The 12,642-nt window shown below is 63.4% G+C and carries 10 protein-coding genes; 2 read left to right on the forward strand and 8 right to left on the reverse strand.

Going from position 1 to position 12,642, the window contains the following annotated elements; genetic code table 11:
• The first annotated feature begins 30 nt into the window (after positions 1-30).
• Positions 31-750, forward strand: a complete 720-nt coding sequence (locus NZ453_RS15385; protein ID WP_263771586.1) for an HAD-IA family hydrolase — start codon at positions 31-33, stop codon at positions 748-750.
• Positions 751-851: 101 nt separating this feature from the next.
• Here NZ453_RS15385 and NZ453_RS15390 read toward each other — a convergent pair whose 3' ends face one another.
• The 4 genes from NZ453_RS15390 to NZ453_RS15405 form a co-directional block, all read right to left on the reverse strand.
• Entirely contained in the window at positions 852-1,997 is a 1,146-nt protein-coding gene (locus tag NZ453_RS15390) for a lipocalin-like domain-containing protein (RefSeq protein WP_263771588.1), read from the reverse strand.
• Complete coding sequence (locus NZ453_RS15395; RefSeq protein WP_263771589.1) at positions 1,997-4,501, reverse strand: FtsX-like permease family protein; 2,505 nt, start codon at positions 4,499-4,501, stop codon at positions 1,997-1,999. The genes NZ453_RS15390 and NZ453_RS15395 overlap by 1 nt, the downstream gene beginning before the upstream one ends.
• Position 4,502: 1 nt before the next feature.
• Complete coding sequence (locus NZ453_RS15400) at positions 4,503-5,156, reverse strand: ABC transporter ATP-binding protein (protein ID WP_263771590.1); 654 nt, start codon at positions 5,154-5,156, stop codon at positions 4,503-4,505.
• A gap of 357 nt (positions 5,157-5,513) precedes the next feature.
• Positions 5,514-6,695: an aminotransferase-like domain-containing protein gene (locus tag NZ453_RS15405; protein ID WP_263771592.1), complete on the reverse strand. Its 1,182-nt coding sequence runs from the start codon at positions 6,693-6,695 to the stop codon at positions 5,514-5,516.
• 80 nt (positions 6,696-6,775) lie between these two features.
• On the opposite strand from NZ453_RS15405, the gene NZ453_RS15410 reads away from it, so the two are divergent.
• Positions 6,776-8,167 (forward strand): aminotransferase-like domain-containing protein, encoded by a 1,392-nt coding sequence (locus NZ453_RS15410; protein WP_263771593.1) that lies wholly within the window; start codon positions 6,776-6,778, stop codon positions 8,165-8,167.
• 119 nt (positions 8,168-8,286) lie between these two features.
• Here the strand turns inward: NZ453_RS15410 and NZ453_RS15415 are convergent, their stop codons facing one another.
• From NZ453_RS15415 to NZ453_RS15430, 4 genes are all read right to left on the reverse strand, one after another.
• On the reverse strand, positions 8,287-9,795 hold the full coding sequence (locus NZ453_RS15415) for a tripartite tricarboxylate transporter permease (RefSeq protein ID WP_263771594.1): 1,509 nt from the start codon (positions 9,793-9,795) through the stop codon (positions 8,287-8,289).
• Between the two features lie 28 nt (positions 9,796-9,823).
• The gene (locus NZ453_RS15420; protein WP_263771595.1) at positions 9,824-10,282 is read right to left on the reverse strand and encodes a tripartite tricarboxylate transporter TctB family protein; all 459 of its coding nucleotides are present in this window, start codon (positions 10,280-10,282) and stop codon (positions 9,824-9,826) included.
• Positions 10,283-10,376: 94 nt separating this feature from the next.
• Positions 10,377-11,372 carry a Bug family tripartite tricarboxylate transporter substrate binding protein gene (locus NZ453_RS15425; protein WP_263771597.1) on the reverse strand — a complete coding sequence of 332 codons (996 nt, stop codon included), beginning with the start codon at positions 11,370-11,372 and terminating at the stop codon, positions 10,377-10,379.
• A 160-nt stretch (positions 11,373-11,532) separates the two neighbouring features.
• Positions 11,533-12,429, reverse strand: a complete 897-nt coding sequence (locus NZ453_RS15430) for a dihydrodipicolinate synthase family protein (protein ID WP_263771598.1) — start codon at positions 12,427-12,429, stop codon at positions 11,533-11,535.
• Positions 12,430-12,642: the final 213 nt, after the last annotated feature.

Consider the following 12,642-nt stretch of genomic DNA (forward strand, 5'->3'; position numbering starts at 1 on the left):
TTCGGTTAACCAGACGAGAACAGAACAATCATGGCTCTACGCGCAATAATTTTCGATGTCGATGGCACGCTGGCCAACACGGAACGCGACGGGCACCGCCCGGCCTTCAATGCGGCGTTCGTCGAAATGGGGTTGCCTTGGCACTGGGACGAATCGTTCTACGGCACGCTGCTGATCAAGGGCGGCGGGCTGGAACGGCTCTATTTCTACGCTGAGCACTTCGATCCGACGACGCGCGCCCGCCCGGATTTCGAAGACTTGATGCAGCGGGTGCACGAGATCAAGACGCGCAACTACCAGCGCCTGCTCGCAGCGGGGGCCATCCCGTTGCGCGCCGACGTCGGGCAGCTCATCTGCGACGCGCGCACCGAAGGCGTCCGCCTAGGCATCGCGTCGAGTTCGAAGCTCGAGAACATCGTCGGCCTGCTGCGCGCGAACCTCGGTCCGAACGCCGATTCCTGGTTCGATGCGATCGTTTCGGGCGATGTCGTGCAGGCGAAGAAGCCGTCGCCGGACGTCTACAAAAAAGTGCTCGAGCAGCTCAACCTTCCGCCGCGCGATTGCCTGGCGGTCGAGGATTCGGCGCATGGTCTGGCGGCGACATTGGCGGCTGGCATACCGACGGTGATCACGCTTAGCGACTACACGAGCAACGAGGAGTTCGACGGCGCGCGCATGGTGCTGCACGCATCCGACCATCTCTCGCTCGAGAAATTGCGCCTCTGGCACGCCACGGCGAGCACCTCGTAATCCGGGAGCATGCGCGGCAACCGTCCGCCGTCGCGTGCGTCAAAAGCCGGTAAGGAGGGCCGGACTCGCAAGCAGATGTAAGCCCGAGTCCGGCCAGCCGATCATCCGATCCAGATGCGCCGGTCGTAGCCCGTCAGTTCCAGGTAACCCTTGCCTACCGTACGCCCCGTTTCTTGAGCGCGTACGGCGCCCTCCCAGTAGACGTTGCCGGTGGAACGCCGGCTGTCGAGTTCCTGATCGTCGAACAACGGCGCTAGATCGAAGGTCCGGGCGCCCGCTCGCACTTGCCATTGCACCGGATAGCGAATGCCTGTGCGCGATGATGCCCATTCCCTCGTTGGCGTGAGCGTAAGGTCGTTATTCATCAGGATGTGGATATCGCTATTCCTCTGATTCCCGTTGCGTAACGTCCCTGCATGCCAGAGCGGGCCACCGTCTTGGCGGCGCAGGCGGAACGCCATCAGCGCGCCGCCGTCGTCGAAGTTGATGCCGGTCCAATCCCAACCCTGTGCCTCGGAGGGTAGCAACTCACTCGACCATTCGTGGTCGAGCCAGGCAAGACCGGTAACCGGGAGAGCGCGTCCGTCGAGGGTCACCGTCCCGGCAACCTTGAGTTGCGGACGGCTGTAGTAATAGCTCGCATGCCGGGGATCGGGCGCCTTGGCGCTGAAGCCGCCGGTGCCGTTGAGTAGCGGCGCGTCCGGCGTGCTGAACTGCAACTCGTAGGCGAAACCGCCGGACTCGCTGCGCGGAATGAGGACGTGATAACCGTCGCCCGTTTGTTCGAACACCCAGTCGCCGATCCACACATGCGTCCGTCCACGGGTGAAACCGGCGCGGTCGAAGGCTGCTCGAGCGATACGTTCGTCATGGCGCAGGCGGCCGAGCCGCGGATCGGCAATCGCCGCGTGGGCGAGGATGAGCTGGCGTGGCGCGAACGCGCTGGGGTTGTCTTCGCCGATGCCGGTACGTACGCGGAAGAAGGTGCTCTGGAAGCCGATCGAAGTGCCATCCGGCAGTCTCAACCAGCCGGTGACGTACCACCACTCGGTGCGGAAGTCGGGGTGCGCTCCGTAGTCATCCGGAAAGACGAGCCGTCGCCCCGGAACCACCGGCGCAAACGCCACCGAATCACCGTTGCCGGCGCCCTTTGATCCTCGTTGTGCGGCGCGGCTTTCCTCGGCCAATGCAGATCGCATGAGGCCCTGTGAGCCGAGCATCGCTAACAGGAAAGCGCGCCGGTTCATCACCAGTCCTCCCGCACGGCGAGCACCGCCTCCTGGCGCATCGCGGCTCGCCCGGCGACTACTGCGCCGAGGGCGGCGAGCGCGATCAGGACGCCGGCGAAGACGGTGAGCGAAACCCAGGGCACGTGCAGATCCATGCTCCAGTGGAAGCTCTGCCGGTTGACCACCTCGATTAGGACGAGCCCCGTCGCGCCACCGACCGCCAGCCCGCCAAGCACGCCGGCGCCCGCCGCGAGCGCGCCTTCCTGAGCCAGCATCCAAGCGATCTGGGATCGCGTCACCCCAAGGTGGCGAAGCATGCCGAACTCCTTGCGGCGGGCGGCGGCCAGCGCCGCGAAGCTCGCCGCCACGCCGGCCAGTCCGATGGCCACAGCGGCCGCTTCGAGCAGATAAGTGACGGCGAAGGTGCGATCGAATATGCGCAGGCTTGTGGCCCGGATTTCGCCCGGATAGGCGATCTGCAAGGTTCCGGGAGCCGCGGTCGCCGCTACCCGGGCGGCCACATCGGCGGCACCGTGACCCGGTGCCAGTGTGATGGCGGCATCGTTTGCCAACCGGTCATCGCTCAGTCGCCGATAGTCAGTCAGGTTGATCATGACGGCGCCCGTTTGACGGGCGTAGTCGCGCCATACCCCGGCGACGCGTACCGGAGCGGCGTGCCCGGCAATCGGCAGTTCGACGCGCTGCCCGGGCCGCCAGCCGTAAAGGTCTTTCATCGCCTCGGAAATCCAAATGGGAACAGCGGAGGGATCGCTCTCGGGTGGTGCGCGATCGACGACCGGCAATTCTCTGCCGTCCATCGACAATGGGCGGGCGATCAACGCCGCGGGCGGATGCTCCGGTGACAGCCGCAGACTCTCGTGCCGGGTGAAGCTGACGGTACCGACGCCCGGTGTGGACGCGATGCGCGCCTGCGTTTCGCCGTCGAGGGTCGTCCCGGTCTCTACGGCGCCGGCGCGCACGTACAGATCGGCCGGTAGCAGTTGATGCAGCCAGGCATCAACCGAGTCACGGAACGAGGCGACCATGATGGCCATCGCCACCGAAAGCGCAACGCTGGTCAGCACGCCGGCCGCGGCTATGACCGCATGGCCGGGAACGGCTTCGAGCCGTGCCTTGGCAAGCCGTGCCGGAACGGAGAGCGCGTTCGGCAGGCGCCGCGCCAGCGCAGCGGCGAAAACCGGCAACAGCAGCACGCCGCCGCCAAGCAGGCAGGCGATCGCGGCGTAGCCGCCGACCGGCAAATCGCCCAGTGGCGGTAACCAACACGCAATGATGCCGACAGCGAGCAACACGAGACCGACCCGCGGATGCCCGTGTCCCACCGGGATCGATGCGTCATCGCCGGCCTTCAGCGCTTGCGCGGGCGGTACGGTCGCCGCTTCGCGCGCCGGCCACCAGGCGCCGGCAATGCCGGCGAGGATACCGAGCGTGCCGTAGGTCAGGCTGGCGATTGGAGTAAATTCAAGCCGAGGCCGCAGCCCGGCGAAGTAACCCGCACCGAGGTCGCCGCCGAAAAGCTCGAGCAGTGCCCAGGCCACCGCGTAACCCAGCGCAACGCCGAGTACCCCGCCGACTAGCCCGATCGCCGCGCCTTCGCCAAGCAGCCACACGAGCAGCCGCTGGCGCGAGAGCCCGATCGCGCGCAGGAAGGCGAACTCGCTGCGTCGCCGGACGACCGAGAGGGCCTGCGCCGAGAAGACGAGAAAGCTCCCGGTGAGGAGCGCCATGGCCGCCAGCATCGTGAGGTTCACGCGGTAAGCGCGTGAGAGCAAGGCCGCCTGATTCTCCGCCACTTCCGGCGTTTCGACGATGACCCCCGTGGGCAGCACGGCCTGTACAGCCCGCTTGGCCGTTTCGAGGGAGACGCCGTTTGTGGCCCGCACGTCGATGCGTGTGAGCCGGGTCAGCCGGTCGAATTGGCGCTGAACCGCGGCGATGTCCATGATGGCGAGGCGACTGTTCTCGGCCGCCGCTGGAATGTCGCCGCCGACCACGACACGGACTAGATGGATACCCGCTCGCAACGAGAGTTCGCTGCCGGGGGGGGCGCCAAGCTGAACCCGTGCGGCGTCGGAAAGGAAAATCCGATCCTCTCCGAGCACCGACAAACGATCGCTGCCGGCACTGGGACGAGCTAACAGCGCTGGGGTGATGCCTGCGGCGGCGAACAGATCGACGCCGGCGATCTGAAGCGCCTGCTCTTGCCCGGCGACGCGCGTGGTTACTTCCACCACCGGGCTGGCGGCGGCGACTTCTGGAAGCGCGGCGACGAGCGGATACACCGTCTCGTCGAAACCGTTACGCGGTCCGACGATGCGCAGATCGGCTTCGCCGGCGACGGTGCGCACGCCGCGCGAGAATTCGGAGAGTGCCGCCGTGTGCACGGCTTGAACCGCCATGCCAAGCGCGACGCCGAGAACAACGGCAATCAGCGAAAACGCCGTCGTCAGCCGTCGACGTGAAAGCGATCCGAGAAAGACAGGGGTGAGTACCGGCCGCATCCTACTCGCGCAAACCTTCGGGCGTTAGACGCAATACGCGGTCAGCGGTGGCGGCGGCATCGCGCGAGTGGGTGACGAGAATGCCGATCGCTCCTGCGGCATGGATCTGCTCGGCGAGCAGTGCCAACACGCGCGCGCCGTTCGCGGGGTCGAGGTTGCCGGTCGGCTCGTCAGCGAGGACCAACCGCGGCCGGTGTACCAGCGCCCGGGCAATGGCCACGCGCTGCACTTCGCCTCCCGAGAGTTCGCGTGGCCAACTCGATGCGCGATCGCCGAGGCCGACGGCGTCGAGCAGACGTTGTGCCGGCGCCGCGGCCGTCTTTCCATCGACTCCCTGAAGCCAGAGCGGCAACTCCACGTTCTGGGCGACCGTGAGATGCGGCAGGATGTGGAACGCCTGGAAAACGAAGCCCAGCTTGTGCCGCCGCAACCGCGTCAAAGCGTCTTCGTCAAGGCTGCCGTAGTCGTCGCCATCGAGTCGAATGCGTCCGGCATCCGGCCTATCGAGGCCCGCGATCAGGTTGAGGAGCGTCGACTTGCCCACCCCGGATTCGCCGACGATGGCGACGTACTCGCCGTTGCCCAGGATCAGGGAGACGTCGCGCAGGACGGGCCGCCCGTCGAAGGCACGGCCGAGGTCGGATAATTCAAGCATGGATGTCACTCAGAAGCCTGGGCACGGCCATGGTTCCCGTCTTTTTCGCCGGCGCTTCGTTTCGCTACTCGGCCGGCACGGCCAGCCGGCGGCTGCAGGCCGGAGGAGTCCGAAACGCGTTCGTCATTCTACCGCTGACCTTCGCGGCATTCCGGAAGCAGGATATGCAACGCCCTGCGTGTTGGCGGAACGTTCACTCAGGTACGTCGATCGTTAGTTGGCGCGAATCGCGAGCGGCGACGCTTAACGGCGCTCGCCGAGGGCATGAGCGTCGGTAAAGCTCGTGCCCCTATTGGCGTCGGGGAAGTGAAACAGGTGGCGGAGGTAGAGGCGACGCCATGTCGTCGTCGCCTTGCGTCATTGGGCGGAGCGAGCGCAGATGGCCGCCAATCGTGTGATGCCGTCCTCGATGGCTTCGATACCCGCGTTTGAGAAATTGAGGCGCATGTTATTGCCGCCTCCGCCGCGCGGGAAGAAATCGGCACCGGGAACGAAGGCGACGCCCTCGGCAATCGCCTCGCCGAGGACGTGCATCGAGTCGAACGATTCCGGGCCACGGACCCATAGGAACATTCCGCCTTCGGGTTGCGTCCAGGAAAAGCTGGCCGGCATGTGGCGCCGCAGAGCTGCGTCCATTGCCGCATAGCGTTCGCCATACGCGGCGCAGACGCGCCGGACATGCGCCGCGTTGTCGAAGTCGGCCAAATAGCGGTCGAGCACCAGTTGGTCGAAACTCGACGTATGCAAGTCGGCTGCCTGCTTGGCGATCACGAGCTTGTCCCTGACCGCGGGCGAGGCCACGATCCAGCCGGTGCGGAAACCGGGCGCGACGGTCTTCGAAAACGTGCTCAAGTAGATGACGTGGCCGCCTTCGTCGAAGGACTTGATCGGCGGCAGGTGCTCGCCTCGATAGCGCAGTCGTCCGTAAGGGTCGTCCTCGACAATGAGGAGGTTGCGGCGCGCGGCGATCTCGGCAAGTTGGCGCCGACGGACGAGAGAAAGCGTGCGTCCGGTCGGGTTCTGGAAATTCGGGATGACGTAGAGAAAACGCACGCGTCCTGCGGCGGCCAGCGCGTCCACCGCTTCCGGAATTACTCCCTCGTCGTCGGTGACCACCGGCTGGAAGCTCGCTTCGAAACACTGGAAGGCCTGGATCGCGGCCAAGTAGGTCGGGGTTTCGGTGAGGATCACGTCGCCCGGGTCGAGAAAAACCTTCCCAAGCAGGTCGAGTCCCTGCTGCGACCCCGTGGTGATCAGCACGTCGTCCGCCATACAGCCGATTTGCCGTGTTTTCATTTCCTCGGCGATCCGGGTGCGCAGCGGCGCGATGCCTTCGCTTGCTCCATATTGGAACGCCTTGGCGCCGCATTCGCCGAGTACGCGTTCGGCGGCGGCTCGGATGTCCTCCACCGGAAACAACTCGGGGGCGGGAAGCCCGCCGGCGAACGAAATCACTCCGGGGCGCTCGGTAAGCTTGAGCATTTCCCGAATGGTCGATGGTTTCATCGCGCTCATGCGCTGCGCGTAAGACGTCTCCATGGCAACTCCCTTGCAAACACAGACGGCCCCATTCTAAGGGGCGTGTTATGATACAAACAAGGCAATAACCGGGCGTGTGTATGATTTCTGTATCAGTACAGATCGACTCCCAATCGCCACTGCCGGTACGTGACCAGATCGCTTCGGCCTATGGGGAGGCGATCCGGGCCGGACGTTTGCCGGCGGGAACGCCGTTGCCGTCGGTGCGCGGCTTGTCAGGGCGGCTTCGAGTCAGCCCCACCACCGTCGTTGCGGCGTATCGGGAATTGTGTGCGTCTGGGCTGGTATTGGCTTCGCCGCGTTCGGGTTACCGGGTGGCGGGAAGCGCTCAGAACCAGCGTCGGGAATACCAACTCAACCGCATCGAACCGGATTTGCGCTTGCATCCGGTGAAGGAATTTGCGCGGCTCGTTTTTCAAACCGCATCGGACGACGAACGCTGTGGCGGGTACGAGGAATACCGCGGCTACCTCGGCCTCCGGGAAGCGGTCACCGAGATCGACCGCGAAATCGGCATTGCTTCGGACCCGGTGTCGGGGATGCTCATTACATCGGGTTCGCAGCAGGCGTTGGCCTTGATTGCCCGTATCTTCGACGCTGGCATTGCGGCTGCCGTCGAAGACCCCTGCTACCCGGGCGCGCGGCTCGCCTTTGGGCACGCCGGCGCGCGTGTCGTCCCCGTCGCCATGACAGAGGATGGCCCGGACGCCGAATCGTTGCGCCGCCTAGCCGAACCGGGAGCGGTCGCCGCCTTCTATTGCTGCCCTACCTACGCCAATCCGACCGGGCGGACGTGGTCCGAAGCGGCCCGTCGCAGGGTTCTCGAGGCGGCGGCGACAGGCGGTTTTCTCGTGATCGAGGACGACTATCTCGGCGATCTCGATTATCTCGGCGAACAGCCGACAAGGTTGGCAGTGCTCGCCGCGCAATATCCGCAGGCGCGCGTTGTACGCATCCGCACCTTTTCGAAATGCCTGCTTCCGGCTTTACGGATTGCGAGCGTCACGGCGGAACCGGCCCTGATCGCCCGTCTGCTCGCGCTCAAGGTCGCCGACGACCTTGGCTGCTCGGCGTTCTTGCAGCGGGCGTTGGCTCGATTCATCCGGCAGGGCGACTACGCGCGGCATCTCGAACGGGTTCGCCCGCGCTATCGCATGGTTCGCGAAACGCTACGCGACGTGCTCGCCGGCCTGCGCGGCCCGTTGCGGTTCGACGATCCGCCCGCTGGTCTTTGCCTGCTCGGGCGTCTCGATGCCGACGTCGATCCTGCCCGCTTCATTGCCGAGTGCGCGAAAAGCAGCGTCCTTGTGTCTCCCGGCGCCGATTACTGGTTGCAGGCCGCACGCGGTTCCGACCAAGTCCGCATCGGCTTCGGGGCGCTCGCTCCCGATGAGGTTGCGGGCGTTGTGACCATCATGGATGCCGCGGCGGCCGCCGCGCGCGGCTTTGCCGGCGAAGCTTCGATTCTCTGACCGGGCAAGGCCCGGCAGGTTGTTGCGACTTGGCCCGACTTGGCCATTTGCCAAGGGCAAAAAAAACCCCATGCGATACGCATGGGGCCTGAGGAGGAACGCAGGGTAACGCTTCTTCTTTATTCGTCCTCGACGAAGACCTCTTCGCGCTTCTTGCTGATTGCCGGCAGCGTAATCGCGATCATGAGGCCCACGGCAACCACGATCATCGTTGCTGAAATCGGCCGGGTGACGAAAACGCTCCAGTCTCCGTGCGCCATCAGCAGGGCTCGCCGCAGGTTTTCTTCCATCATCGGCCCGAGGATGAAACCGAGAATCAACGGTGCCGGCTCGAAGCCAAGCTTATGGAAGACAAAACCGAGCACGGCGAAGGCGGCCGCGCAATACACGTCGAACGTGTTGTTCGAGAGCGTGTACACGCCGATCGCGCAGAATGCCATGATCGCCGGGAACAGAAAGCGGTACGGCACTGTGAGCAGTTTCACCCAGATGCCGATGAGCGGCAGGTTGAGGATCACGAGCATCAGGTTGCCAACCCACATCGACGTGATCAGCCCCCAGAACAGGCTCGGGTTCGTGGTCATCACTTGAGGGCCTGGCTGGATGCCCATCAACGTCATGGCGCCGATCATGAGCGCCATCACCGCGCTCGTCGGAATGCCGAGCGTCAGCATCGGGATGAAGGAGGTCTGAGCGCCGGCATTGTTGGCGGCTTCCGGCCCCGCCACTCCCTGAATGGCTCCTTGGCCGAATTCACCGGGGTTCTTGGCTACCTTCTTCTCGACCGAGTAGGACGTGAAGGAGGCAAGCATCGGCCCGGCTCCCGGCAGCACGCCGAGCAGGCAGCCGAGGATCGTGCCGCGCAGGGCAGCAGGCGCCGAATCCTTGAAGTCCTGTTTCGTCGGCATGAGGCCCGTGACCTTCTTGATGAAAACGTCGCGGTGTTCGGCGGGTTTGCCGAGGTTGGCGATGATTTCGCCAAAGCTGAAGACCCCCATGGCAATGACGACGAAATTGATGCCGTCCATGAGCTCGGTGATGCCGAAGCTGAAGCGTGGGACGGCGGTAATGACGTCGGTATTGATCTGACCGAGCAGCAGGCCAAGCACCACCATCGCCAACGCTTTGGCCAATGAGCCAGACGCGAGAACGACGGCACCAACGAGGCCGAGGAACATCAGCGCGCAGTATTCGGGGGCGCCGAATTCGAAAGCCAACGCGGTCAGCGGGGGCGCGAAGGCAGCCACGACCATCGTACCGATCGTGCCAGCGAAGAACGACCCTAGCGCTGCCGTGGCAAGCGCCGCGCCGGCCCGCCCTTTGCGCGCCATCTTGTAGCCGTCGAGGGCCGTGACGACGGACGACGCTTCGCCCGGTACGTTGATGAGGATGGCCGTGGTCGAGCCGCCGTACTGCGCTCCGTAATAAATGCCGGCGAGCATGATCAATGCCGATGTCGGTTCTAGCGTGTACATCGACGGCAGCAGCATCGCAATGGTGGCGATCGGGCCGAGGCCGGGCAAGACGCCGATCAGCGTGCCAAGCATGGCGCCGAGGAAGGCGTACCAGAGGTTAATCAGCGACAGCGATGTCTGGAAGCCGATATAGAGATTGTGGAGGAAATCCATGGCGCGTTTTCCGTTTTAATCGTTGCCGTTATCCGTGCGCAGGCCAGAGCGGAATCGTGAGTTGCAGGCCGTAGATGAAGATCAGGTAAGAAATCACGGTCAGGATGAACGCATTGAGCAACGCGTCTTTCCAGGTGAATTCATTCCCACCCGCGGCGGTGAGGACGATCATCACGGGAAAACTGATCAGGAAGCCGAGCTTCGGCAGGAAGAAACCAAAGAAAACGATGGCGCCCACGATGCACCCGAGCGGACGCCAGGGAATCGCTCCGATCGGATCGCCTCCCTTGCGATTCTGTGTCAGGGACCCGAAGAGGACGATGCCGCCAAGAATGGCCAGGATGATCCCCAGTCCGAATGGAAAGTAACCGGGGCCCGGGCGGATGGCTGTTCCGAAGCTGTAGTTGGTGGCGCCAATGGCGAAGGCGGCGCCGGTGACGATGAGGGCAAGCCCCGAGACAAAGTCCCGCTGACTCTTGATCTTCATGAAGTTCCTTGGAATGCGTGGAGCCGCAAGATCGATGTCCCGACGACCACCGGTGCCGGGACATCCGCCGCAACAAAGGGTGGGTTCTCCGGAGTTAATCCGCCTTAATGTTGGCGTCCTTGATCAGCTTCCGGTATTTCTCGAGTTCGGCCGGCGCATAGGCGGCGAGTTCGTCGGCTTTGCCGGTTCCCGGGGTGACGCCGACGCCGCGAAGTTTTTCGACGACGTCGGGCATCTTCATGATCTTCTGCAACTCGGCGCTCAGCTTGTCGACGATGGGCTTAGGCGTCTTCGCCGGAGCGTAGAGCGCATACCAGCCGTTGACCGAAAAGTCAGGATAGCCGGACTCGGTAAGCGTCGGGACGTCGGGGAAATCGGGGAGGCGTGTCTTCGACGAGACAGCGATCGGGCGCACCTTGCCACCCTTGATCAGCGGCGTCGAGTTCGTCGAGGTATCGAAAATGACGTCCAGCCGCTTGCCGATCAGGTCGAGGATGTGCGCGCTGCCGCCCTTGTAGGGAACGTGGACCATCTTCACACCCGCCTGCGCCGTAAACATCTCGCCTGACATGTGCAGCGGCGAGCCGTTGCCGGAAGAACCGTACATGATCTGGTCCGGTTTCTTCTTCGCGGCTTCGACGACGTCCTTGATCGTCTTGTAGGGCGAATCGGGATAGGTGATGACCACGGTCGGCGCCGTGCCGAACATGCCGATGGGTTCAAAGTCCTTGATCGGGTCGTAATCGGCCTTGAACAGCAACGGGCTGACCGAGTTCGAGGCAAAACCGCCGACGAGCAGCGTGTACCCGTCCGGCGCGGCCTTGGCCACCGCCGTGGCGCCGATCAGCGTGCCACCGCCCGGCTTGTTTTCGATGATGAATTGCTGGCCGAGCCCCTCGGAGAGCTTCTGACCGATCAGGCGGCCCAGCATATCGTTCGCGCCTCCTGCCGGGTAAGGAACGACGAGCGTGACCGGCTTTGCCGGGTAGTTCTGCGCGTAAGCGGTGCCGGTTATACCAAAGCCGGCGACGAAGGCGGCCGCGAGCAGTTTCGCAAAGCCGCGGCGGGAACCGAAAGTTGCTTTATTCACGATGAACCTCCTTGCTTTTTGGTACGGTTGCGGTGGTTTAGCCACCCCGGTTTCGGCCCGATTTGCTAATGGACCCTTGCTGAAATTCTTGGCGAAACGCCGTTGTTTTCTTTGTTCCGCCGGCACTGTTCGCTTCCCTGCACCCTTTCGCACAATCTCCTTAAAGAACAGGTGCTTTCCCGTACGTCGCGACGACTTGCCTGATCGTCGCGATGTCGGCGTCGGAGAACAGGATCGGATAACGGCTGTCGCCGACGTCTTCACCAAGCAGGGCGGTGGCTTTCTTGACGGCCGCTGGCGCGAAGCAGACGGCATAAAGATCCTTCCGCAGTCCGCTGATGAAGTCTTGCGCCGCCTTCGACTTCTCGATGTTGCCGTCGCGGAAATGCCTCCAGATCAAGCTCACTCCCTCGGGGCAGACGTTGGCCAGTCCCGAAATGCAGGCCGAGCATCCGTCGAGGAAACCTTGGTGGGCCAGGTGGTCCGGACCGCTCAAGACGTCAAAGTTTGGACTGTCCTTAACGGCGTCGAGGAAACCTTTCAGGCTTTCGTAGCTGCCGGCGCTGTCCTTGATGCCGGCGATATTCGGGTGCTGCGCGAGCTTTGCTGCCGTCGCCGGTTCGATGGTGTTCCCGGTCCGCGCGGGGATGTTGTAGAGAAATACGGGTACCGGTACGGAGTCGGCGATCGCCGTATAGTGGTAGATGAGTTCGTCTTGTTTGAGGGGGACGAAGAACGGCGCAATCACCGAGACGGCGTCCACCCCCATGGCGGCGACTTCCTTGCCAAGCTTGATCGTCGACGCTGTGGAGATTTCTCCGATATGCGCTACAACGGACACTTTTCCTGCCGCTTCTTCGACACAGGTTTCTGTGACCAGAAGCTTCTCTTGCAGGCTGAGCACGAAGAATTCGCCGTTCGTGCCATTGCAAAATATGCCGTTGCCGTACTCCATCTGCCGCTGTATTTGCCGCCGTAGTCGCTGCGGACAAACCCGGCCGTCAGAATCGAACGGGGTAATGATGGCGGTGAGGACTCCCCTGATCCGCGCGTTCATCGAATGCTCTCCTTCTTTCGGCGCAACTGTAATTTTTCCGTTATGGCTCCCGGGGCGGCTTAAAGCTTGCCATCCGTGGAGATGGATTGTGACGAATGTTGATAGATATGTGACAGACTGTCAACAAAATCTTTCGTAAAGCGTCACAACGAACTAATAATTACCACGTGCTCAAAATGGGCTGATGACGATCTTAATAGAAAGTTTTTGTTT

Origin of the sequence: Propionivibrio soli (assembly GCF_025770765.1) — a bacterium.
In the GTDB taxonomy this organism is placed as follows: domain Bacteria; phylum Pseudomonadota; class Gammaproteobacteria; order Burkholderiales; family Rhodocyclaceae; genus Propionivibrio; species Propionivibrio soli.

Coding starts and splice junctions, on each gene's coding strand:
- NZ453_RS15385 (WP_263771586.1), top strand. CDS start 31: ATGGCTCTACGCGCAATAATTTTCGATGTCGATGGCACGCTGGCCAAC.
- NZ453_RS15390 (WP_263771588.1), bottom strand. CDS start 1,997: ATGAACCGGCGCGCTTTCCTGTTAGCGATGCTCGGCTCACAGGGCCTC.
- NZ453_RS15395 (WP_263771589.1), bottom strand. CDS start 4,501: ATGCGGCCGGTACTCACCCCTGTCTTTCTCGGATCGCTTTCACGTCGA.
- NZ453_RS15400 (WP_263771590.1), bottom strand. CDS start 5,156: ATGCTTGAATTATCCGACCTCGGCCGTGCCTTCGACGGGCGGCCCGTC.
- NZ453_RS15405 (WP_263771592.1), bottom strand. CDS start 6,695: ATGGAGACGTCTTACGCGCAGCGCATGAGCGCGATGAAACCATCGACC.
- NZ453_RS15410 (WP_263771593.1), top strand. CDS start 6,776: ATGATTTCTGTATCAGTACAGATCGACTCCCAATCGCCACTGCCGGTA.
- NZ453_RS15415 (WP_263771594.1), bottom strand. CDS start 9,795: ATGGATTTCCTCCACAATCTCTATATCGGCTTCCAGACATCGCTGTCG.
- NZ453_RS15420 (WP_263771595.1), bottom strand. CDS start 10,282: ATGAAGATCAAGAGTCAGCGGGACTTTGTCTCGGGGCTTGCCCTCATC.
- NZ453_RS15430 (WP_263771598.1), bottom strand. CDS start 12,429: ATGAACGCGCGGATCAGGGGAGTCCTCACCGCCATCATTACCCCGTTC.